General features: G+C 72.1%; 21 protein-coding genes. 12 read left to right on the top strand and 9 right to left on the bottom strand.

Features of this window, described 5'->3' with window-relative positions:
• Positions 1-14: 14 nt before the first annotated feature.
• Entirely contained in the window at positions 15-1,226 is a 1,212-nt protein-coding gene (locus ACZ6C6_RS00870) for a pyridoxal phosphate-dependent aminotransferase (RefSeq protein ID WP_469197761.1), read from the bottom strand.
• Between the two features lie 85 nt (positions 1,227-1,311).
• Here ACZ6C6_RS00870 and ACZ6C6_RS00865 point away from each other — a divergent pair, with 85 nt between their 5' ends.
• Positions 1,312-1,977, top strand: a complete 666-nt coding sequence (locus ACZ6C6_RS00865) for a winged helix-turn-helix transcriptional regulator (protein WP_469197759.1) — start codon at positions 1,312-1,314, stop codon at positions 1,975-1,977.
• 111 nt (positions 1,978-2,088) lie between these two features.
• Positions 2,089-2,577 carry a cupin domain-containing protein gene (locus ACZ6C6_RS00860; protein WP_469197757.1) on the top strand — a complete coding sequence of 163 codons (489 nt, stop codon included), beginning with the start codon at positions 2,089-2,091 and terminating at the stop codon, positions 2,575-2,577.
• Between the two features lie 27 nt (positions 2,578-2,604).
• Here ACZ6C6_RS00860 and ACZ6C6_RS00855 read toward each other — a convergent pair whose 3' ends face one another.
• Positions 2,605-2,970, bottom strand: a complete 366-nt coding sequence (locus ACZ6C6_RS00855; protein WP_469197755.1) for a nuclear transport factor 2 family protein — start codon at positions 2,968-2,970, stop codon at positions 2,605-2,607.
• 84 nt (positions 2,971-3,054) lie between these two features.
• On the opposite strand from ACZ6C6_RS00855, the gene ACZ6C6_RS00850 reads away from it, so the two are divergent.
• Positions 3,055-3,693 carry a nucleoside/nucleotide kinase family protein gene (locus ACZ6C6_RS00850; RefSeq protein WP_469197753.1) on the top strand — a complete coding sequence of 213 codons (639 nt, stop codon included), beginning with the start codon at positions 3,055-3,057 and terminating at the stop codon, positions 3,691-3,693.
• A 112-nt stretch (positions 3,694-3,805) separates the two neighbouring features.
• Here ACZ6C6_RS00850 and ACZ6C6_RS00845 read toward each other — a convergent pair whose 3' ends face one another.
• Both ACZ6C6_RS00845 and ACZ6C6_RS00840 read right to left on the bottom strand, forming a co-directional pair.
• On the bottom strand, positions 3,806-4,708 hold the full coding sequence (locus ACZ6C6_RS00845; RefSeq protein ID WP_469197751.1) for a carbohydrate kinase family protein: 903 nt from the start codon (positions 4,706-4,708) through the stop codon (positions 3,806-3,808).
• The gene (locus tag ACZ6C6_RS00840) at positions 4,705-5,643 is read right to left on the bottom strand and encodes a pseudouridine-5'-phosphate glycosidase (protein WP_469197749.1); all 939 of its coding nucleotides are present in this window, start codon (positions 5,641-5,643) and stop codon (positions 4,705-4,707) included. The genes ACZ6C6_RS00845 and ACZ6C6_RS00840 overlap by 4 nt, the downstream gene beginning before the upstream one ends.
• A 105-nt stretch (positions 5,644-5,748) precedes the next feature.
• Here ACZ6C6_RS00840 and ACZ6C6_RS00835 point away from each other — a divergent pair, with 105 nt between their 5' ends.
• Entirely contained in the window at positions 5,749-6,570 is an 822-nt protein-coding gene (locus ACZ6C6_RS00835) for a class I SAM-dependent methyltransferase (protein WP_469197747.1), read from the top strand.
• Positions 6,571-6,579: 9 nt separating this feature from the next.
• On the opposite strand, the gene ACZ6C6_RS00830 is transcribed toward ACZ6C6_RS00835, so the two are convergent.
• Positions 6,580-7,122: a methylated-DNA--[protein]-cysteine S-methyltransferase gene (locus tag ACZ6C6_RS00830; RefSeq protein ID WP_469197745.1), complete on the bottom strand. Its 543-nt coding sequence runs from the start codon at positions 7,120-7,122 to the stop codon at positions 6,580-6,582.
• A gap of 45 nt (positions 7,123-7,167) precedes the next feature.
• Positions 7,168-8,106 carry a glycerophosphodiester phosphodiesterase gene (locus ACZ6C6_RS00825; protein WP_469197743.1) on the bottom strand — a complete coding sequence of 313 codons (939 nt, stop codon included), beginning with the start codon at positions 8,104-8,106 and terminating at the stop codon, positions 7,168-7,170.
• 229 nt (positions 8,107-8,335) lie between these two features.
• Between ACZ6C6_RS00825 and ACZ6C6_RS00820 the strand changes: the two genes are divergently transcribed.
• The 5 genes from ACZ6C6_RS00820 (at position 8,336) to ACZ6C6_RS00800 (ending at position 15,431) form a co-directional block, all read left to right on the top strand.
• Positions 8,336-9,214, top strand: a complete 879-nt coding sequence (locus tag ACZ6C6_RS00820; protein ID WP_469197741.1) for an MHYT domain-containing protein — start codon at positions 8,336-8,338, stop codon at positions 9,212-9,214.
• 39 nt (positions 9,215-9,253) lie between these two features.
• Positions 9,254-11,422, top strand: coding sequence for an excinuclease ABC subunit UvrB (gene uvrB / locus ACZ6C6_RS00815; RefSeq protein WP_469197739.1), 2,169 nt, complete (start codon positions 9,254-9,256; stop codon positions 11,420-11,422).
• Positions 11,423-11,550: 128 nt separating this feature from the next.
• Positions 11,551-12,129 (top strand): TerD family protein, encoded by a 579-nt coding sequence (locus ACZ6C6_RS00810; protein WP_361029331.1) that lies wholly within the window; start codon positions 11,551-11,553, stop codon positions 12,127-12,129.
• Positions 12,130-12,250: 121 nt separating this feature from the next.
• The gene (locus ACZ6C6_RS00805; RefSeq protein WP_469197737.1) at positions 12,251-14,185 is read left to right on the top strand and encodes a TerD family protein; all 1,935 of its coding nucleotides are present in this window, start codon (positions 12,251-12,253) and stop codon (positions 14,183-14,185) included.
• Between the two features lie 265 nt (positions 14,186-14,450).
• Positions 14,451-15,431, top strand: coding sequence for a TerC/Alx family metal homeostasis membrane protein (locus ACZ6C6_RS00800; RefSeq protein WP_469197735.1), 981 nt, complete (start codon positions 14,451-14,453; stop codon positions 15,429-15,431).
• Between the two features lie 77 nt (positions 15,432-15,508).
• Here the strand turns inward: ACZ6C6_RS00800 and ACZ6C6_RS00795 are convergent, their stop codons facing one another.
• Both ACZ6C6_RS00795 and ACZ6C6_RS00790 read right to left on the bottom strand, forming a co-directional pair.
• Positions 15,509-16,165 carry an MBL fold metallo-hydrolase gene (locus tag ACZ6C6_RS00795; protein ID WP_469197733.1) on the bottom strand — a complete coding sequence of 219 codons (657 nt, stop codon included), beginning with the start codon at positions 16,163-16,165 and terminating at the stop codon, positions 15,509-15,511.
• Between the two features lie 10 nt (positions 16,166-16,175).
• Entirely contained in the window at positions 16,176-16,865 is a 690-nt protein-coding gene (locus ACZ6C6_RS00790; RefSeq protein ID WP_469197731.1) for a maleylpyruvate isomerase family mycothiol-dependent enzyme, read from the bottom strand.
• Between the two features lie 176 nt (positions 16,866-17,041).
• On the opposite strand from ACZ6C6_RS00790, the gene uvrA reads away from it, so the two are divergent.
• Positions 17,042-20,068 (top strand): excinuclease ABC subunit UvrA, encoded by a 3,027-nt coding sequence (gene uvrA, locus ACZ6C6_RS00785; RefSeq protein ID WP_469197729.1) that lies wholly within the window; start codon positions 17,042-17,044, stop codon positions 20,066-20,068.
• Positions 20,069-20,271: 203 nt separating this feature from the next.
• On the top strand, positions 20,272-20,700 hold the full coding sequence (locus ACZ6C6_RS00780) for a Rieske (2Fe-2S) protein (protein WP_469197727.1): 429 nt from the start codon (positions 20,272-20,274) through the stop codon (positions 20,698-20,700).
• Between the two features lie 25 nt (positions 20,701-20,725).
• Here the strand turns inward: ACZ6C6_RS00780 and ACZ6C6_RS00775 are convergent, their stop codons facing one another.
• A complete protein-coding gene (locus tag ACZ6C6_RS00775; RefSeq protein WP_469197725.1) occupies positions 20,726-21,652 on the bottom strand; it encodes a hypothetical protein in 927 nt (308 codons plus the stop codon).
• A gap of 227 nt (positions 21,653-21,879) precedes the next feature.
• Here ACZ6C6_RS00775 and ACZ6C6_RS00770 point away from each other — a divergent pair, with 227 nt between their 5' ends.
• Positions 21,880-22,536, top strand: a complete 657-nt coding sequence (locus ACZ6C6_RS00770) for a papain-like cysteine protease family protein (RefSeq protein ID WP_469197723.1) — start codon at positions 21,880-21,882, stop codon at positions 22,534-22,536.
• Position 22,537: the final 1 nt, after the last annotated feature.

Genomic DNA, 22,537 nt, shown 5'->3' with positions numbered 1-22,537 from the left:
GGGCCCCGTGGGCCTCACTGCCGGTACCCCGCCAGGAACCGCCCGATCCGGCTGATCGCGGCGTCCAGGTCGTCCGCGTGCGGCAGGGTCAGGATGCGGAAGTGGTCGGGGCGCGGGTAGTTGAAGCCGGTGCCCTGGACGACCTGGATCTTCTCGCGCAGCAGCAGGTCCAGGACGAACTTCTCGTCGTCGACGATCGGGTGCACCTTCGGATCGATGCGCGGGAAGGCGTACAGCGCGCCCTTCGGCTTCACGCAGGACACGCCCGGGATCTCGTTCAGCTTCTGCCAGGCGCGGTCGCGCTGCTCGTACAGCCTGCCCCCGGGCACCACCAGGTCCCGGATCGACTGCCGGCCGCCGAGCGCGGCCTGAATGGCGTACTGGGCGGGGGCGTTGGGGCAGAGCCGCATCGAGGCCAGCATCGTGAGCCCCTCCAGATAGCTGCGGGCGTGCTGCTTCGGGCCCGACACCACCATCCAGCCGGAGCGGAACCCGGCCACCCGGTACGTCTTCGAGAGCCCGCTGAAGGTGAGGCAGACCAGGTCCGGGGCGAGCGTCGCCACGCTGTGGTGTTGGGCGTCGTCGTACAGGATCTGGTCGTAGATCTCGTCGGCGAAGACCATCAGGCCGTGCCTGCGGGCCAGGTCGAGGATGTCCGAGAGGACCTCGCGCGGATAGACGGCGCCGGTCGGGTTGTTGGGGTTGATGATCACGACGGCCCGGGTGCGGTCGGTGATCTTCGAGGCCATGTCGGCGACGTCCGGGTTCCAGTCGGACGCCTCGTCGCACGTGTAGTGCACGGCCTTTCCGCCGGCCAGCGTCGTGACCGCGGTCCACAGCGGGTAGTCCGGGGACGGGATCAGCACCTCGTCGCCGTCCTCCAGAAGCCCCTGGACGGCCATCGAGATGAGCTCGGAGACACCGTTGCCGAGGAAGACGTCGTCCACGCCGACCTCGGTCAGGCCCATCGCCTGGTAGCGCTGGACCACGGCACGCCGGGCGGACAGGATGCCGCGCGAATCCGTGTAGCCGTGGGCCTGCGGGAGCATCCGGATCATGTCCTGGACGATCTCCTCCGGCGCTTCGAAGCCGAAGAGGGCCGGGTTGCCCGTGTTGAGCCGGAGCACGCTGTGACCCGCCTCCTCCAGGGCGTTGGCGTGCTCGATGACGGGGCCCCGGATCTCGTAACAGACCTCGTTGAGCTTGCTGGACTGGCGGAATTCCATGCGGTGCCTCCCCGACCCGATTGCGATACTTGGTTTTACCAAGCTCGGGCTTGGAAAGTCCAACAACATGTCTAGACTGCGTCGCATGCCACGTCAGCCACAGCCAGCGACCCGCCCGGCCCGCCGCCGGAGTTACGACCAGTTCTGCGCCGGCGCCCGCGCCCTGGACGCGGTCGGCGACCGGTGGACCTTGCTGATCGTCCGTGAACTGCTGGCCGGTCCCCGCCGCTACACCGACCTCCACGCCGACCTGCCCGGCGTCAGCACGGACGTCCTGGCCTCCCGGCTCAAGGACATGGAGCAGAACGGCCTCGTCACCCGCCGCAGGCTTCCGCCCCCGGCCGCCGCCACGGTGTACGCGCTCACCGCGCGCGGGCACGGACTGCTGCCGGTCCTCGCCGCGCTCGCCGAGTGGGGCGCCCCCGCACTGGCCGAGCGGCGGCCCACGGACGCGGTCCGGGCCCACTGGTTCGCGCTCCCGCTGCTGAGCGCCCTGAAGGGGGCGGCCACGGGCGTGCTCGATGTCCGTCTGGACGAGGGCGAGTTCCACATCCGCACGGGCGAGGTGGGCGCCGGTGAGCCGGTGTACGGGGACGGGCCCGCCGCGGACGCCGACGCGCGCATCGTCCTCGACGCGGAACTGTGCCTCGCGCTGGGGCGCGGCGAGCCGACGTTCGCGGAGGCGGTCGGGGACGGCCGGATCGAGGTGCACGGGGACAGCGCGCTGGCCAGGGAGCTGCGCGGCGTCTGACGGCCGGCCGGCCGGGCTGGGCCGGATGCCGGTGGCGTGATTCCGACGGTCCTCTTCCGGGTAGCGTCCGGGCATTTGAGATGTCCGTGACATGCGAGACAGGAGAGACCCATGGGGAACGGCGTACAGCGGGTGCGGCAGAGCCGGTGGGGCAGGGCGTTCGTCGTCGCGGGGTGCGTGGCCGCGCTCGCGTTCGTGCCGACGGCGGCCGGAGCCACACCCGGCAGCGGGGTGACCGCGACCGTCGTGGCCAAGGGCACCTCGGCGGGCAAGCTGAAGGTGACGGCGCCGAAGGGCCGGGCGGACGTCACCTTCCGTACGATCACCATCGAGCCGGGCGGCTCCACCGGCTGGCACACCCACAGCGGTCAGCTGATCGCCGTCGTGAAGTCCGGCACGCTGACCCGCACCCTGGACGACTGCTCGGTCGAGGTGTCCCCCGCAGGCACGTCGTTCATCGAACCGTCGGGGAAGAAGCACCGTCACATCGGGCGCAACCTGGGCACCGAGCCGGTAGTCCTCTGGGTGACCTATCTGCTGCCCGAGGGCAGCGAACTCTCCGACGACGCCGACGCGGTGGACTGCGGGCCGGGGGAGTGACACCCCGGGGGACACCGCCCGCCGAGGTCAGCGGGCGAGTGTCTCCCCGTACGCGCCGAGCCCGGCGATCACCAGCCCGTCGCGGAGGGTCAGCACCTCGTACACCCGGCCGCCGATCTGGTTGCGGTAGTCGATCACCAGCGTGTCGACGCTCGCCCGGACGTCCATCACCTCGAACTCCAGGTCCGGGATGAGTTCGAGCCCGCGGGCCCAGTACGCCCGCAGGGCGTCCTTGCCGCGCACGGTCCCGGAGGGATCGCCGGTGAACCGCGCGATCATGGGGGAGCTGAAGGTCACGTCCTCGTGATAGTGCGTCAGGATGCGTTCCAGGTCGTGGGAGTTCCAGTCGTCCTGCCAGCGCGCCGCGAACTTACGGGCGAATTCAAGATCCATGGCCCCGACCGTAAACCTGGCGGCGGGTTCCCGCGGCGGTATTCCGGCATCCGGCCACCGGGCGGGACGCGCGATGATGGACGGGTGCGATTCGAAGCGATCACCCGGGAACGGCTGACGGACGCGCTCGCCGGGCACGCCGACGCGCTGGAACCGGCCGACGGCGGACCCTGGCTGAAGATCGCCGTCGACGGGGCCCCGGCCGCCCGCCCCGGCGACCTGGCCGAAGCGGTCGCCGAGGCGCTGCGGCTCCGGGGCCGCGCCGTGCTCCCCGTCTCCACCGCCGGATTCCTGCGGCCGGCGAGCCTGCGGTACGAGTACGGGAAACGGGACCCGGACTCGTACTTCGGCAGCTGGTTCGACACCGGCGCCCTGTGGCGCGAGGTGTTCGGCCCGCTGGAACCGGGCGGCAGCGGACGGGTGCTGCCCGACCTGTGGGACCCGGAGACGGACCGGGCCACCCGCAGCCCGTACCACCGGCTGCCGGAGGGCGGGGTGCTGATCCTGCACGGCCCGCTGCTGCTCGGGCACTGGTTCCCCTTCGACCTCTCCGTCCACCTGAGCCTCTCGGCGGGTGCGCTGCGGCGGCGCACGGCGCAGGACGAGCTGTGGACCCTGCCCGCCTTCGAGCGGTACGAGGACGAGGTGGCGCCCGCCGCCGGCGCGGACGCGGTGGTGCGCGCGGACGATCCGGGGCACCCGGCGTGGACGGGGCTGCGGTGATCGCGGGGTCCGGGCGCCGGTGAGGCGTGCGGTCCGGCTGCGGTGGGGCGTGCCGTCAGGGCCGCGGTGAGGCGTGCGGTCCGGCTGCGACCCGGGCGCGCCGCGCCGCGTCTCACTCGCCCGGCAACGGCGGCCGCCCGCCCACCGTCGCGACGGCCTCCGCCCCCGCCCGGCAACCCGCCGCCGCGGCCGCCGCGTCGCCCGCGCCCGCCAGCCGCGCCGCGAGGAAGCCGCCGGTGAACGCGTCGCCCGCCCCGGTCGAGTCCACGGCCCGCCCGACCGGCTGGGCCGGGACCCGGCCGGTCACCGTGCCCCCGGTGGCCAGCAGCGCCCCGCCCTCGCCGAGCGTCACGACGACCCGGCGGTCGGGCATGCTCAACTTGGCGGCCGCGTCCGCCGGTTCCGGCAGTCCGGTGAGCAGCCGGGCCTCGTCCGCGTTGGGCAGCAGCAGGCCGGCCCGCTCGGTCAGGGCGAGGAACCGGTCGACGCCGAGACCGGCCAGGAAGCCCGCCGATGCGGGGTCCACGCTCACCGGAACGTTCCGCCGTGCGGCCTCCCGCAGAGCGAGCAGGGCCGTCGCCCGACTCGTGTCGGCGAACAGCAGATAGCCCGACAGGTGGAGGTGCGCGACCCCGTCGAGCAGCGCGGGCGACCAGTCCTCGGGAGAGAGCCGCAGCACCGCGCCGCTGTCGGTGAGGAAGGTGCGCTCTGCGGCGGCGTCCACCAGGGCCACCACGGTCGCGGTCGGCGCCTCCTCGTCCACCGCGAGCAGCCCGCGCACCCCCGCCCGGCGCAGCAGCCCGCGGTGCCAGTCCGCCGAATCGGCGCCCACCCGGGCCAGCAGCCGCACGTCCCGGCAGCCCGCGCGCGCCGCCCAGCAGGCCACGTTGGCCCCCGCGCCGCCCGCCCGGGTCCGGATCACGGCGGCCGTGTCCGTGCCGTGGGCCAGCGCCGAGCCGTGCCGGGCCACCACATCGGTGACCACGTCCCCGACGACGAGGAGGCCGCCGCTCACCGCGCCGTCCAGGCGGTGGCGATGCGGGCGGCGAGCGCCACATTGCCCCGGACCGCCGCGAGATTGGCCTCCAGCGAGGCGCCCCCGGTGTGCCGCACCAGATGGTCCAGCAGGAACGGTGTGACGGCCTGCCCCGTGACCCCCCGCTCCCGGCAGGCCGCCAGCGCCTCGGCGAGCACCCGGTCGTGCAGCCCGGGGTCCAGCTGCTCGTCCTCCGGTACGGGGTTGGCCACGATCAGCGCGGCCTCGGGCCCCAGCGCGTCCTGGGCGCGCATCACCTCCGCGACCTCCCCGGGCGAGGTCACCGTCCAGTCGACCGGCTCGCCCGAACTGCTCAGATAGAAGCCGGGGAACGTGGCCGTGCCGTAGCCGAGCACCCCGACGCCCAGCGTCTCCAGCCGTTGCAGCGTGGCCGGGACGTCCAGGATCGACTTCACGCCCGCGCACACCACCGTGATCCCGGTCCGGGCCAGCAGCCGGAGGTCCGCCGACTCGTCCTGCGTCTCCGTCCAGCCCCGGTGCACCCCGCCGAGCCCGCCGGTCGCGAAGACCCGCAGCCCGGCCCGGGCCGCCAGGAAGGCGGTCGCCGAAACGGTCGTCGCCCCGCTCGCCCCGGAAGCCAGTGCCGGGGCGAGGTCGCGGTGGCCCAGCTTCCGCATCCCCGGGTCCTCGGCCACCCGTTCCAGCTCGGCCTTGTCCAGACCGATCCTCGCCCGCCCGTCCAGCACCGCCACGGTCGCGGGCACGGCCCCGGCGGACCGGACGAGCCCTTCCAGCTCACCGGCGACCCGCAGATTGCGGGGGCGGGGCAGACCGTGGGCGATGATCGTCGACTCCAGGGCGACGACCGGCCGGTGCGCGGTGAGGGCGGCCCGCACCTCGGCGGAGAGGACCGGCGCGTAGGGGGTGGTGTCGGGGGGCGCGTTGAGTGACATGTCCACATCCCTGTCGCGGGTGGGCGGGACTCAAACGTGAGCGGCCCCGGCCGGTGGCGCGAAACTGCCCGTCAGCAGCCGCACACCGGGGCCTAAGGTCGGCCCATGCCTTCCTCGCCCCGTCAACCCGCCGCCTCCGTACGTGACTTCTACGACGACCTCGCCTCCGACTACGACCTCATGTACGCCGACTGGCAGGCGAGCATCGAGCGCCAGGCCGCCGCGCTCTCCGGCCTCATCGCCGCCGCGCTCGGCCGGGGCGCCCCGTACGACGTGCTGGACTGCGCCTGCGGCATCGGCACCCAGGCGCTGGGCCTGGCCGCGCTCGGACACCGGGTGACCGGAAGCGACCTGAGTCCCGCCGCCGCGGCCCGCGCCGCGAAGGAGGGGGCCGCGCGCGGCCTGGACCTGACCACGACCGCCGCCGACATGACACGGCTGCCCTTCGCCGACCGCTCCTTCGACGTCGTCGTCTGCGCGGACAACTCGCTGCCGCACCTGCTCACCCCGGAAGAGGTGGCGGCGGCTCTCCGCGAGATGTGCAGGGTGCTCCGCCCCGGCGGCGTACTGCTGCTCTCCACCCGGCCGTACGACCGGCTGCGCCGTGAGCGGCCCGCGTCCACGCCGCCGCAGGTCAGGGAGGAGGCCGACGGCCGGGTCGTCACCTTCCAGCTGTGGCACTGGCGCCCGGACGGCGAGCGCTACGACCTGGAGCACTTCCAGCTGCGTCCCGCGGCGGAGGGGGACGATGCCTGGGACGTGCGCACGCGCCGCACCTCGTACTGGGCGCTCGGGCAGGACCAGCTCACCGGATTCGCCAGGCGGGCCGGTCTGACGGAGCCCGCCTGGCACGAGCCGGAGGCCACGGGCTTCTTCCAGCCGGTCCTGGTGGCGCACCGGCCGGACGCGGACCCGGGCCCGGCCTGACGGCACCGGTCAGAACAGCGGTTCCGGCAGCACCCCTTCCAGCGCCAGCAGCTGCCGTTTGGTCTCCAGGCCGCCGCCGAAGCCGCCGATCCCGCCGTCGCTCTCCACCACCCGGTGGCACGGGACCACCACAGGAAGAGGATTGGACCCCATCGCCGCACCCACCGCCTGGGCCGCGCCCGGCTGCCCGACCCGCTCGGCCAGTTCCCCGTAACCGGCGACCGCCCCGTACGGCACGCCCCGCGCCAGCTCCTGCAGCACCTGGCGGTTGAAGCCGGCGGTCAGCGACCAGTCCAGGGCGAGCGAGAACTCGCGCAGCGTCCCCGCGAAGTACGCCCTGAACTGGCGCACCGGCTCGGCCAGCCGCGCGGAGCCGGGGGCCTCCACCGGCTCCGCGCCGAGCCGGGCGCGCAGCCGGTCCAGCGCCCTGTCCCGTATCTCCGGGCGGGCGTGGAAGACGACGCTCACCAGCCCCGTCTCCGTCGCGGCCAGCATCAGCGGACCGATGCCGCTCCCGACCACGGCCCACTCGACGACCCCGTTGCTGTCCATGCCACCACCGTACGGCGGCCCACTGACACCGGGACCCCGGCGTCCTCAGCCCCGCGTGGCCGCGCGCACCACGTCGGGGGTGTTCGTGATGATCCCGTCCACCCCCATGCCCTCGACCCGGCGCGCGGCCGCCGCGTCGTTCACCGTCCACGGGTTCACCTGGAGCGTCTTGCCGTGCGGGCCCTTCAGGGCGTGCACCGCCGTCACATAGCCGCCCGAGAGGCCCGTGTACGAGGGGTTGACCTGGTCGGCGAACTTCGCGTACGCGGGCAGCTCGGAGACGGCCGGGGCGCCGAGGAAGCCGGTGACCACGTCCGGGCGCAGCGAGTGCACCGTACGCACGCTGTCGGCACCGAAGCTCTGGATCACCAGGCGGTCCCGGACATGGCTCAGGTCCAGCCAGCCCTCCTCGCCCAGCACCCGGAGGGTCGCCCGCTCGATCCCCGGGTAGCTCTCCGGGCTCTTGACCTCCAGCAGGAGGTTCTGGCCGTTGCGGCCGAGCCGCTTCAGATACTGGCGCAGGGTCGGCACCCGCGTCCCGGCGTACGCGGGCCCGAACCAGCCGCCCGCGTCCAGCCGGGAGATCTCGGCGGCCGTGAAGTCCTTGACCGCCCAGGGCGCACGGTCCGGGAACACCTCCTCGGCGTTCGTGGTCCGCCTGAGGTCGGTGTCGTGGATGACGACCGCCACCCCGTCCCTGGTGAGCTGGACGTCGTTCTCCACCCAGTCGAAGCCCAGCGCGTCGGCCTTGTCCACGGCCGTGAGCGTGTTCTCGGGGGCGTACGCGGAGGCGCCCCGGTGGGCGTAGACGCGCGGGTGGTCCGCCGTGGCGGAGGCGGCCCGGCGGACCGGGGCGACCTCCTGGACCGGGTGCCGGGTCAGCGGGGTGTCCGCCACCGGGGTGCCCGGGTTCGGCATCAGCAACGTGCCGGCGCCCATGACGGCAGCGGCGGCGACGGAGGCGGTAGCGGTGCCTGCGTACACGTGGACTCCTTGCGTCAGAGTTGCGGACGGCCCGAGCGTCCCAGCCGTCCCCGAACGGGGGACAGGCGAAGGATGGCCACCGTGTGAACGCCCCTCGGGACCTCGCCACCTGCCGTCGGCCCGGCCGATAAGATGCGGCACTTCTGTTGTGTCTGCCGGGCCTTGCGCCCGGACGACGGGCCCTGGGATCGTCCTGACCCGGGCTTGCTGCTGCGAAGGGCGTACGAGGATGCAGGGCACAATCGACGGTTTCAGCTACGGGGCGGTGACCCCCGCGGCGGCGTTCCTGATGGCGTGCCTCGGTGCGGCGCTGGGCCTGCGCTGCACCACGCGGTCACTGCGTACCGAGCGTTCCTTCAGGGCCGGCTGGCTGGCTCTCGGGGCGACCTCCATAGGGTCGGGCATCTGGACGATGCACTTCATCGCGATGGTGGGCTTCTCCGTCGAGGAGGTGCCGATCGGGTACGACAAACCGATCACCTTCGCCAGCCTCGCCGTCGCGATCGTCATGGTCGGCATCGGGATCTTCCTGGTCGGGTACCGGGGCGCCACCCGCATGGCCCTGGTGACGGGAGGCACGATCACCGGGCTCGGTGTGGCCTCCATGCATTACCTCGGCATGGCGGGAATGCGCCTTGATGGGCAGTTCGAGTACGACACGGTGACCGTCGCCCTCTCCGTGGTCATCGCCGTCGTCGCTTCGACCGCCGCGCTGTGGGCCGCCGTCTCCATCCACGGCTTCCTGCCCAGCCTCGGCGCGAGCGTCGTGATGGGCGTCGCCGTGAGCGGCATGCACTACACCGGCATGGCCGCGCTCCGGGTCCATCTGCACCCCTCCGCGCCGGCCGCCGCCCACGCTTCCGGGGAGAGCGCGGGCTCGCTGCTGGTGCCCATGCTGCTCGGCCCCGCCTGCTTCCTGGTGCTGGCCGCCGTCGTGGTCATGTTCGATCCGCTGGTGGTCATGGGCACGCCCGACTGGGACGACCCGCGCGCCGCGCGGATGCCCGGTGTCCCGGCCCAGCGCCAGGTCCCGCGCTTCGGCACGTACGCCGACCCGGCCTCCTTCCACTCCCGCCCGCGCGACGCCGTGGAGCCCGCGGACTGGTGAACCGGGCCCGTTGTCAGTGGCGGGTCGTACGGTGGTTGCATGCGGCCAGTCTCGAAGATCGAACGTACGGTGGCGCCTTTCGAGGTCGTCAGTCCCTTCCAGCCCAGCGGCGACCAGCCCGCGGCCATCGCCGAGCTGGAGAAGCGCGTCCGCGCAGGTGAGAAGGACGTCGTGCTCCTCGGTGCGACCGGCACCGGCAAATCCGCGACCACCGCGTGGATGATCGAGAAGCTCCAGCGCCCCACGCTGGTCATGGCGCCGAACAAGACGCTCGCCGCCCAGCTGGCCAACGAGTTCCGCGAGCTCCTGCCCAACAACGCCGTCGAGTACTTCGTCTCGTACTACGACTACTACCAGCCCGAGGCGTACGTCCCGCAGTCGGACACCTACATCGAGAAGGACTCCTCGATCAACGAGGAGGTCGAGCGGCTGCGCCACTCCGCGACCAACTCGCTGCTCACCCGGCGCGACGTCGTTGTGGTCGCCTCCGTCTCCTGCATCTACGGCCTCGGTACGCCGCAGGAGTACGTGGACCGCATGGTGCAGCTCAAGGTGGGCGAGGAGATCGACCGCGACGCGCTGCTGCGCCGCTTCGTGGAGATCCAGTACACGCGCAACGACCTGGCCTTCACCCGGGGCACCTTCCGGGTGCGCGGCGACACCATCGAGATCTTCCCGGTCTACGAGGAGCTCGCCGTCCGCATCGAGATGTTCGGCGACGAGATCGAGGCCCTGTCCACGCTGCATCCGCTGACCGGCGAGGTCATCAGCGAGGACCAGTCCCTCCACGTCTTCCCCGCCAGCCACTACGTGGCGGGTCCCGAGCGCATGGAGAAGGCCGTCAGCGGCATCGAGCGGGAGCTGGAGGAGCGCCTGGCCGAGCTGGAGAAGCAGGGCAAGATGCTGGAGGCCCAGCGGCTCCGCATGCGCACGACGTACGACATCGAGATGCTCCGCCAGATCGGCACCTGCTCCGGCGTCGAGAACTACTCCATGCACTTCGACGGCCGTTCCCCCGGCACCGCTCCCAACACCCTCCTCGACTACTTCCCGGAGGACTTCCTCCTGGTCCTGGACGAGTCGCACGTCACGGTCCCGCAGATCGGCGCCATGTACGAGGGCGACGCCTCCCGCAAGCGGACCCTGGTCGACCACGGCTTCCGGCTGCCGTCGGCCCTGGACAACCGCCCGCTGAAGTGGGAGGAGTTCCTCCAGCGGATCAACCAGACGGTCTACCTCTCCGCCACCCCGGGCAACTACGAGATGTCCCGGAGCGACGGTTTCGTGGAGCAGATCATCCGCCCGACCGGCCTGGTCGACCCCGAGGTCGTCGTCAAGCCCACCGAGGGCCAGATCGACGACCTGGTGCACGAGATCCGGGCCCGCACCGAACGCGACGAACGCGTCCTGGTCACCACGCTCACCAAGAAGATGGCGGAGGACCTGACCGACTACTTCCTGGAGCTCGGCATCCAGGTCCGCTACCTCCACAGCGACGTCGACACGCTGCGCCGCATCGAGCTGCTGCGCGAGCTGCGCTCCGGCGAGTACGACGTCCTGGTCGGGATCAACCTCCTGCGCGAGGGCCTGGACCTGCCCGAGGTGTCGCTCGTGGCCATCCTCGACGCCGACAAGCAGGGCTTCCTGCGCTCGGGCACGTCGCTGATCCAGACGATCGGCCGCGCGGCGCGCAACGTCTCGGGCCAGGTCCACATGTACGCGGACAAGGTCACCCCGGCCATGGCGCAGGCCATCGACGAGACCAACCGCCGCCGCGAGAAGCAGATCGCGTACAACACCGAGCGCGGCATCGACCCGCAGCCGCTGCGCAAGAAGATCAACGACATCGTCGCCACCATCGCGCGCGAGGAGGTCGACACCGAGCAGCTGCTCGGCACCGGCTACCGCCAGGGGAAGGAGGGCAAGGCACCCGTGCCCGCCCTCGGCAAGCACGCCGTCCCGGGCGACGGCAAGGCGGCGACGGCCGGGAAGTCGGCGAAGGCGGGCAAGGCGGGGAAGGCGGGCCGGGACGCGGCGGCGGTCACCGACCGCCCGGCGACCGAACTGGCCGGGATCATCGAGGAGATGACGGACCGGATGCGCGCCGCCGCCGCCGACCTCCAGTTCGAGGTCGCCGCCCGGCTGCGCGACGAGGTGGGCGAGCTGAAGAAGGAGCTGCGCCAGATGCGCGAGGCCGGTCTGGCCTGAGCGGCCGGGCGGCATGTTGCAGGACCGACACAAAACGGCCCAGGCCCTCCGCGCGGCTGACACCACTGCGTAGGGTGCTGGGAAACCGCACAAGGACGGTTGCGGGGAATGCGGAGAGGGGACAGCGCGTGACGGTCAATATGACCAAGGGCCAGGCCATCAGCCTGCAGAAGAGCGACGGGGGGACCCTGACCGCGGTACGGATGGGGCTCGGCTGGCAGGCGGCGCCGCGCCGCGGTCTGTTCGGCTCGCGCACCCGGGAGATCGACCTGGACGCCTCGGCGGTCCTGTTCGCCGACAAGCAGCCGGTCGACGTCGTGTTCTTCCGGCACCTCACCAGCGACGACGGCTCGGTGCGGCACACCGGGGACAACCTCGTGGGCGGCGCCGGCTCCGGCGGCGACGACGAGGCGATCCTCGTGGACCTCCAGCGGGTGCCGGTCCACATCGACCAGATCGTCTTCACGGTGAACTCCTTCACCGGCCAGACGTTCCAGGAGGTGCAGAACGCCTTCTGCCGCATCGTGGACGAGACCAACGGCCAGGAGCTCGCCCGCTACACGCTGGACGGCGGCGGGCAGTACACCGCGCAGATCATGGCGAAGGTGCACCGCGCGGGCAACGGCTGGAAGATGACCGCCATCGGCACCCCGGCCAACGGCCGCACCTTCCAGGACCTCATGCCGGCGATCCTGCCGCACCTGTAGGACGGCACACCGGACCACGAGGTCCGCATCGCGGTACGCGCAGCTCCCGGCGGCATCGGCCACCGGGAGCTGCCCGCATACTTCACCAACACCAGCGGTAACACGTCGAGGGGACAGGGCAATGACGGCCGAGCTGGTCCGGGGGCAGAACCACACCTTGCCCCAGACCCGTCTGGAGATCCGGATATCGGCCGGGGCGCCCGTCGTGGCCGGTGCCACGCTCGGTGACGAGCACGGCAGAGTGGCCGGCGTCGAGTGGATCGCCCACCCCGGATCGCCGCAGCTGCACGGCCTCGAAGTCTCCCGGCAGGCCGCCGCCGACCACCGCCTCGCCGTCGACCTCGACGCCCTGCCCGACGGGGTCCACCGGGTCACGGTGCTGATGGCCCTCCCGCTCGGCGCCGGCGGCCCGACCCGGTTCGGCGCCGTCGCCTCGCCCTTCGTCGCGGTCACCGGCCTCGACGGCGCCGAGATCGCCACGTTCACCCTCACCGGCCTCGACAGCGAGTCCGCGGTCGCCGCCCTGGAGCTGTACCGCCGCCAGGGCGCCTGGAAGGTCCGCGCTGTCGGCCAGGGATACGCGGGCGGCCTCGCGGCCATGCTCGCCGACCAGGGCGTGGACCGGGCCGCCGAGCTGGCCGGGACCATCCAGGAGGCGGTCGCCCGCGGCCTCGCCCGCTCGGTGGCCCCGCCGCCGCCCCGCACCCCGGAGGGCGACCGGGTCAGGCACGCGCCCACCCCGGCGCCGGGCCACGGGCAGCCGCCCGTCCCGCCGCCCCCGCCGGCCGCCTCCCCGCAGCCCGAGCCGCTGGCGGAGCCGGCCGCCCCGGGCACCCCGGTCAACTACGCGCACCCCCGCCGCCAGCCCACCGCGCCCCCGCCGCCGCCCCCGGCAGCGCCGCCCGCCCAGCCGGGGCAGCCCGCCCAGCCCGTCGCCGGGGACGCCACCGGCTGGTCCATGGACGAGCGCCTGTACAACCAGGTGTGGGGCATGTTCGAGGACCTGGCCCGCGCCGTCGCCGCCTACCGCAGCGCCGTCGACTTTGCCGAGTCCCGGATGGACCAGGAGCTGGAGCGCACCCTGTCCGACCCGCGCAGCCGCATCGGGGGCGCGGGCGACAGGGCTCGCGAGGAGGCCCGCGCCAAGCGCGACGAGCTGACCGCCCGCGCCCGCGAGTCCCTGGACCGCGACCTCGCCCAGCTCGACGCCGAGTCCGCCGTCGTGGAGCCGGCGCTCCCCGCCCCCTACGCGGGCTGGGACAACCCCGTCTGGCACGGGTACCAGGTGCCGATGGAGATCCCCATGGCGTTGCGCATCGGCGATCTTCACCTCCCGGAGCGCGCCGACCTGCGCATCCCGCTCCTCGTCCGGCTGCCGCTGGAGCGGGGCATGTGGATCGACAGCGGGCGCACCGCCTCCGAGGCCGCCGCACTGACCGGCACGGACCAGCTGCGCAGGCTCGCGATGGAGACCGCCGTGCTGCACGCGTCCCGGCTGCTGGCGGTCTACCCGCCCAACGAGTTCACGGTCCATGTCATCGACCCGGCCGGATCGGCCGCCGCGGCGCTCGCCCCGCTGGTCCGCTCCGGGGTGCTGCCCTCGCCGCCCGCCACCGGGGCGCAGGGCGTCTCCTCGGTCCTCGCCCACCTCACCCGGCGGGTGGACCTGGTGCAGATGGCGCTCCGGGCCGGTGCCGCCGACTCGCTGCCGCCGGACCTGGACCCGGCCGAGCAGCTGCTGATCGTCAACGACTTCCCGCACGGCTTCGACGACCGGGCGGTGACCCAGCTGCGCTACCTCGCCGACGAGGGGCCGTCCGTGGGCGTCCACCTGATGATGGTCGCGGACCGGGAGGAGGCGTCCGAGTACGGCCCGGTCCTGGACCCGCTGTGGCGCTCGCTGCTGCGGGTCACCCCGGTCGCGGACGACCATCTGGCCGACCCCTGGGTCGGTCACGCGTGGACGTACGAGCCGCCCAGGACGCCGCCGGGGAGCGCGGTCCTGGACCAGGTGCTGGAGCGGGTCGCCCAAGCCCGCCGCACCGGTGGGCGCTGAGCTGCCGGGTCCCGTCACGCCTTGGTAAATAGCCTCTGACCTGCACTCTTGGAGATCCTTTAGGTTTCTCTTTACCTTTCCTTGGTATTTCCTGTACCGTTCATGGAGCGGAGGGGAGTACTCCCATACGCGGCGTTCCCGTCAGTACGGACTGTGACCGGTCCCGGGGCGCCGGCCCCGGTGCGCATCCCGCGCGCCCGGGTGGAAGAGACCTCCGGCAGCGACGACGCTGATCAGTAGCCCGTAGCGAACTGCCGGAGGCGCAGTGGACGTTTCATGGACCCTCTGGGCGCTGACCATCTTTGGTCTGTGCGCCCTCATCGCCGTCGACTTCTTCATCGGGCGCAAGCCCCATGACGTGTCGACCAAGGAAGCCGGGATCTGGACGATCATCTGGATCGTGCTGGCCGCCCTCTTCGGCCTCGGCCTGCTCGTCTTCGGTGAGACCCAGGCATCGGGCGAGTTCTTCGCCGGTTACATCACCGAGAAGTCGCTCAGTGTCGACAACCTCTTCGTCTTCGTGCTGATCATGGCGAAGTTCTCGGTGCCCTCCCACCTCCAGCAGCGGGTGCTGCTGATCGGCGTGCTGATCGCCCTGGTGCTGCGGGCGGCCTTCATCGCCGCCGGAGCCGCGGTCATCGCCAACTTCTCGTGGATCTTCTACATCTTCGGCGCGTTCCTGATCTACACCGCCTGGAAGCTCATCCAGGAGGCGCGGGCCGACGAGGAGGACGAGGAGTTCGAGGAGAACCGCCTCCTGAAGAGCATCGAGCGCCGCTTCGGCGTCGCCGACCGGTACCACGGCACCAAGCTCTTCATCCGCAACAACGGCAAGCGCGTCATGACCCCGCTGATGGTCGTCATGCTCGCCATCGGCACCACCGACGTGCTGTTCGCCCTGGACTCCATCCCCGCGATCTTCGGCCTCACGCAGGACCCGTACATCGTCTTCACCGCGAACGCCTTCGCCCTGATGGGCCTGCGCCAGCTGTACTTCCTGATCGGCGGTCTGCTGAAGAAGCTGGTCCACCTCAGCTACGGGCTGTCGGTGATCCTCGGCTTCATCGGTGTGAAGCTGGTGCTGCACGCCCTGCACGAGTCCGGGGTGCACGTCCCCGAGATCTCCATCCCGGTCTCGCTCGGCGTGATCTGCGGGGTGCTGATCATCACCACCGTCACCAGCCTCATGGCCAACAAGAAGGCCGAGGCCGAGGCCCGCGAGGCGAAGACCGGGGACCGCGTCTAGGGCGTGCCAGGCGTCGCCGGACAGGCGGGACTTTCGAAACACGCCATGGCCGCGGTACGGGGACGGACGGCCCCGCCTCACCAGCCCCGGGCGCGCCACTCGGGCAGGTGGGGCCGTTCGTCCCCCAGCGTGGTGTCGCGCCCATGGCCCGGATAGACCCAGGTCTCGTCCGGCAGCGGCGCGAAGAGCTTGGTCTCCACGTCGTGCAGCAGGCTCGCGAACGCCTCGGGGTCCTTGTGCGTGTTGCCGACGCCGCCGGGGAAGAGGCAGTCCCCGGTGAACAGGTGCGGCGCCCCGTGCGGGTCGTCGTACAGGAGCGTGATCGAGCCCGGGGTGTGACCGGTGAGGTGGCGGGCGGTGAGCGCCACCTCACCCACCCGGATCGTGTCGCCGTCCTCGACCAGGACCTCGGTCGGCACCTCGATGCCCTCGGCGTCGAACCGCCCCGCGTGGGTGCGCGCCCCGGTCGCCGCGACCACCTCGCCCAGCGCCCGCCAGTGGTCGCGGTGCCGGTGGGTGGTGACCACGGAGAGGATCGAGTCGTCACCGATCAGTCGCAGCAGCGTCCCGGCCTCGTCGGCCGCGTCGATCAGCAGCTGCTCGCCGGTGCTCCGGCAGCGCAGCAGATAGGCGTTGTTGTCCATGGGGCCCACGGCGACCTTCGAGATCATCAGATCCGTCAGCTCGTGCACGTCGGCGGGCCCGCCGACCCTGACCGCTCCGCTGTACGTCATGTATCTCAGCCTATAGCGGGGGCAGCGCCGGAAGCCCGCCGCCGTCGACCGTCAGCGCCGCGCCGTCGCGCCGCCCGCTGAGCCAGCCCAGCAGCCCGGCGGCCGTGCCCCGCACCGCGACCGGCCCGCCCTCCGCGCCCCCGCCGGTCGTCCACACCCGCCCGGTGTCGTCGGCGAGCGACGTCGGCACGACCTCCGGGTGCCCGGCGAACCGCTCGGCCAGGAAGCCGATCTCCCGCGCGGTGAACTCGTCCGGCAGGTCCTCCAGCTCGTAGCCGATGCCCAGATCGACGTGGTGCAGCTCCACCTCGGCGCGGCGCCGGAAGGGCACGCGGGCCGCGGAGTCCGTCACGCCGTTCCGCAGGGTCACCGTGCGCGACCAGTCCGCGGACTCGGCCGCCGCCGCCACGAAACGGGCCGCGCTCGCCGTCAGGTCGGCCAGCTGCTGCGCCCGGGGCCGGGGGGCGTCCCGCTCGATGTCCCGGTCGCGGGTTTCGCTGTCTGCGTACATCGGCAGGCCGCGGAGAACATTTGCGAGCGCGTCGGCGTTACGGGAGAGGTGCGCGATGACATGACCGCGGCTCCAGCCCGGCAGCCGTGACGGCTCGGCCAGCGCCGCGTCGTCCAGTTCTCCGGTGGCTCCGAGCAGCCGATCCGTCGCTTCCCGGAGTGCTGCCAGGTCGTGCGCATGATCAGTCATGGGGCCGAGCCTAGCCTCGGCCACTCGTTCGGGTGAAGGAGTTCTCAGCCGTCCGCAATTCGAATGTGCGTGCTATACGCTCGAAGTCGAAAGCTTCGTACACCGCTGTGGCGCCCCCCATACCCTGGGCCAGGGGCTCAGTTCCCCCGCTTCTCTCTAGAAAGGTGCGGACCGGCGTGGCCGACCGTCTCATCGTCCGTGGCGCTCGCGAGCACAATCTCAAGAACGTCTCGCTCGACCTCCCCCGCGACTCCCTCATCGTCTTCACCGGGCTCTCCGGGTCGGGCAAGTCGTCGCTCGCGTTCGACACGATCTTCGCCGAGGGCCAGCGGCGCTACGTGGAGTCGCTCTCCTCGTACGCCCGGCAGTTCCTCGGCCAGATGGACAAGCCGGACGTCGACTTCATCGAGGGCCTGTCGCCCGCCGTCTCCATCGACCAGAAGTCGACCTCGCGCAACCCGCGCTCGACGGTCGGCACCATCACCGAGGTCTACGACTACCTCCGGCTGCTCTTCGCCCGGATCGGCAAGCCGCACTGCCCCGAGTGCCACCGCCCCATCTCGCGCCAGTCGCCGCAGGCCATCGTGGACAAGGTCCTCGGCCTGCCCGAGGGCAGCCGCTTCCAGGTGCTCTCGCCGCTGGTGCGCGAGCGCAAGGGCGAATTCGTGGACCTGTTCTCCGACCTCCAGACCAAGGGCTACAGCCGTGCCCGGGTGGACGGGGCCACGATCCAGCTCTCCGAGCCCCCCACGCTCAAGAAGCAGGAGAAGCACACCATCGAGGTCGTCATCGACCGCCTCACCGTGAAGGACAGCGCCAAGCGCCGGCTGACGGACTCCGTCGAGACCGCGCTCGGCCTCTCCGGCGGCATGGTCGTGCTCGACTTCGTGGACCTCCCCGAGGACGACCCCGAGCGCGAGCGGATGTACTCGGAGCACCTCTACTGCCCGTACGACGACCTCTCCTTCGAGGAGCTGGAGCCGCGCTCCTTCTCCTTCAACTCCCCGTTCGGCGCCTGCCCCGACTGCACCGGCATCGGTACGCGCATGGAGGTCGACCCGGAGCTGATCGTCCCGGACGAGGAGAAGTCCCTGGACGAGGGTGCCATCCACCCCTGGTCCCACGGCCACACCAAGGAGTACTTCGGCCGCCAGATCAACGCGCTGGCCGAAGCCCTCGGCTTCCGTACGGACATCCCCTGGGCCGGGCTGCCGCAGCGCGCCAAGAAGGCCCTGCTGCACGGCCACAAGATCCAGACCGAGGTCCGCTACCGCAACCGGTACGGGCGGGAGCGCGCCTACACCACCCCGTCCTTCGAGGGCGCCGTCCAGTTCGTCAAGCGGCGGCACTCCGAGGCCGAGAGCGACTCCAGCCGGGAGCGCTTCGAGGGGTACATGCGCGAGGTCCCCTGCCCGACCTGTGAGGGCACCCGGCTGAAGCCGATCGTCCTCGCGGTCACGGTGATGGAGAAGTCCATCGCCGAGGTCTCCGCGATGTCCATCAGCGAGTGCGCCGAATTCCTCGGCCGCCTCAAGCTGAACGCCCGCGACAAGAAGATCGCCGAGCGGGTCCTCAAGGAGGTCAACGAGCGGCTGAGGTTCCTCGTCGACGTCGGCCTGGACTACCTCTCGCTGAACCGCGCCGCGGGCACCCTGTCCGGCGGCGAGGCCCAGCGCATCCGGCTCGCCACCCAGATCGGCTCCGGCCTGGTCGGCGTGCTCTACGTGCTGGACGAGCCCTCCATCGGGCTCCACCAGCGCGACAACCACCGGCTGATCGAGACCCTGGTCCGCCTCCGCGACATGGGCAACACGCTCATCGTCGTGGAGCACGACGAGGACACCATCAAGGTCGCCGACTGGGTGGTCGACATCGGCCCCGGCGCCGGTGAGCACGGCGGCAAGGTCGTCCACTCCGGCTCCCTCAAGGAGCTCCTGGCCAACGACAAGTCGGTCACCGGGCAGTACCTCACGGGCAAGCGGTCGATCCCCGTGCCCGACGTGCGGCGGCCCGTGGACCCCTCGCGGCTGCTCACGGTGCACGGCGCCCGGGAGAACAACCTCCGGGACATCGACGTCGCCTTCCCGCTCGGCGTGCTGACCGCCGTCACCGGCGTCTCGGGCTCCGGCAAGTCGACGCTGGTCAACGACATCCTCTACACCCACCTGGCCCGCGAGCTGAACGGCGCGAAGTCGGTGCCCGGCCGGCACACCCGGGTCGACGGGGACGACCTGGTCGACAAGGTGGTGCACGTCGACCAGTCGCCCATCGGCCGTACCCCCCGGTCCAACCCGGCCACGTACACCGGTGTCTTCGACCACGTCCGCAAGCTGTTCGCGGAGACGATGGAGGCCAAGGTCCGCGGCTATCTGCCCGGCCGGTTCTCCTTCAACGTCAAGGGCGGCCGCTGCGAGAACTGCTCCGGCGACGGCACGATCAAGATCGAGATGAACTTCCTGCCCGACGTGTACGTCCCGTGCGAGGTCTGCCACGGTGCGCGCTACAACCGGGAGACCCTGGAGGTCCACTACAAGGGCAAGTCCATCGCCGAGGTGCTGGACATGCCGATCGAGGAGGGCCTGGAGTTCTTCGAGGCCGTCCCCACGATCGCCCGCCATCTGCGCACGCTCAACGAGGTCGGCCTCGGTTACGTGCGGCTCGGCCAGTCCGCGCCGACGCTCTCCGGCGGTGAGGCGCAGCGGGTCAAGCTCGCCAGCGAGCTCCAGAAGCGCTCCACCGGCCGCACGGTCTACGTCCTGGACGAGCCGACCACCGGTCTGCACTTCGAGGACATCTCCAAGCTGATCAAGGTGCTCTCCGGCCTCGTCGACAAGGGGAACTCGGTGATCGTCATCGAGCACAACCTCGACGTCATCAAGACCGCCGACTGGGTCGTGGACATGGGCCCCGAAGGCGGCAGCGGCGGCGGTCTGGTCATCGCCGAGGGCACCCCGGAGTACGTGGCGGGCGTCCCCGCCAGCCATACCGGGAAGTTCCTCCAGGACATCCTGGATGCCGACCGGGTCAGCGAGGCCGCCGTCCCGGCCGCGCGCAAACCCGCCGGGAAGAAGGCCGCGAAGTCCGCCCCGGCCGCGAAGAAGACAGCGACGGCCAGGACGGCTGCAGCCAAGAAGACGGCCACCGAGAAGACGGCAGCCAAGAAGACGGCCACCAAGAAGACGGCCCGGGCCCGCAAGGCCTGACGCCGGCGACACACCGTACGAGGTGGCGGCCCCTCCGCGGGGCCGCCACCTCGCCGCGTTCCCGGCCACGACCGGCCACGACCGGCCCCGGCGCGGGAGCGTCCGTCTCCGCCGGTATCGTCGGTTACGTCACCGATGCCGCGGCCGCCCCGGGCAGCCCCGGCACGGTTTCCCGATCTGACCGCCCGACCCGTGGAGACCGCATGTCCGGCCAGCCCGCCGCCCGCCGCACCGTGCTGAAGGGCGCCGCTCTCGCGGGCGTCGCCGGGCTGGGGGCCGCCGCCTGCTCGACCGACTCGAAGCTCGGCCACGCCCAGACGCCGACCCCCACCGCCCCCGTCGAGCTCGGCACGCCCGACGAGATCCCCGTCGGCCAGTCCAAGCTCTACCGCGAGCAGCGCGTCGTCGTGGCCTGCCCGGCCAAGGGGGAGTTCAAGGCGTTCAGCGCCCAGTGCACCCACGCCGGCTGCCTGCTGGACAAGGTCGAGAAGAACGAGGGCCACTGCCCCTGCCACGGCAGCCGCTTCGACACCACGACCGGCAAGGCCCTGCACGGCCCCGCGACCGTGCCGCTGCCCGCCGTCCCGGTCCGCGTCGAGGGCGGAAAGCTGATCGCGGGCCCGGACGCCTGAGCCGCTTCCCGCCCCGCCCGCGGACCTACTCCCAGTCCCAGTCGATCCCCACCAGCCCCGGCCGCACCCCCTGCTCCACCAGGTGCACGGTCCGGTGCCGGCCGGTCAGCGTGAGCTCCGCCCTCGCTCCGCGGGGCGCGCCCGCCGACGCCTGGGCGAAGCTCCGGCACCGTACCGGCAGCGCCTCCTCGGCGAAGCCGACCTGGAGCACGTACTGCCCGCCGCCGAAGGTGAAGCCGCGCATGTACTCGCCGCACGGTCCGCCCGTGCCGTCCTCGAAGCCGTAGCCGAAGAGGTACGTGTCGCCCGCCCGCAGCCGGGTGTCGAAGAGCAGCTCGGCGACCAGCACCCCCGTCTCCCGGTCCCAGCGGACCCGGCCCGTCCGGCAGTTCTCCCGGGCGCGCACCCCCACCCGCGCCGGATCGCACCCCGGGTCCCCCACGTACACCGCGAGATAGCGGTCGATGCCGTCCCGGTGGGCGCGCACCACGTGCTGGGAGGTCCGCCGCAGCATCTCGCGCCCCGGGCCGATCCGTACCCGCTCCTGGTGGCCCACCGTGTGCAGCCCGCCGTCCGCGGGTGACTCCAGCTCCGCGAGCAGCCGCTCCACGGCCCCGGACGTCTCCACCAGCGAGCGGTACGTGCGTGCGGGCGGACGCTCGGTGTCCGGGCGGGGCTCCTCGGCGTCCAGGAGGCCGAGCAGCGAGTTCGCCGGCAGGGCGAGGACCTCTTCCAGGGCCTTCACGGCGCGCAGCGACTCCGGGCGCTGCGGGCGGCGGGCGCCCTGCTGCCAGTAACTCAGGCTGGTCACGCCGAGCTTGATCCCCCTGTGCGCCAGATGGTGCCGGACCCGCTGGAGCGGCAGCCCGCGCACCGACAGCGCGGTGCGCAGGGCCAGGTGGAACGGTCCGGTGTGCAGCACCTGCGCCAGTTCGGCCTCGGTGTGCCGCATGGGTCCTCCAGGTGAACGTTCACGCCGGCCGGGCTCGGGGCCGCGCCGACGGGTGGTGGTCCGCAGGTGGCCGGGGGCGCGCGTTCACACCTCGGCCCCGGGCGTTCACACCGCGGTGTTCACCCGCATTCAAGCGTGTTGACCCGTCCCCGACAACGGTTGATGCTCCTCCACAGCGTCCGGACGCGCTCCTCACAACCCCCACCCCCCGCCCCGGGAGGAACGCCATGCGCAACCCAGGCACCAGGCCGGCCCGGCTGTCGGTGACAGCCCTGCTGGCCGCCCTGCTGCTCGCCGTCCCCACGGCGACCGCCACCGCCGCCGACCAGCCCCGCACCGCCACCGCGACCGCCCAGGCCGTCGCCGCCGAGCGGACCGCGTCCGCCCCGACGACCGCCCTCGCCGCCACCGGGCGGCTGAACATCACGATGCAGGCCCAGCAGAAGACCAACTGGTGCTGGGCCGCGTCCGGCAACACCATCGCCACCTGGTACGGCCGCTCCTACAGCCAGAACCAGTTCTGCAACGCCGCGTTCGGCCGCGCCCAGGGCTATGAGTGCCCCAACTCGCAGGCCGCCCTCGACAACGTGCAGAACGCCCTGTACTGGGCGGGCATCAACCCCGGCTCGTACGTCAGCGGCTGGCTGCGCTACTCCACCGTGCAGACCGAGATAGCCGCCGGGCGCCCGGTCGAGACCCGCATCCAGTGGTCGTCGGGCGGCGGCCACATGCACGTCCTCTACGGCTACGACGACGCCAACAGCCTCGTCTACTGGGGCGACCCCTGGCCCTCCAGCAACCGCTACAACTGGGCGTCGCACGCCTGGTACGTGAACAACAGCGAGTTCTCCTGGACCCACTCGCTCTACCGGATCGGGGCGTGAC

The sequence above is a fragment of the Streptomyces sp. NPDC041814 genome (genome assembly GCF_055590565.1).
Note: the sequence above shows the minus strand (reverse complement) of the source record. Positions and strands in the feature narration are given on the sequence as shown.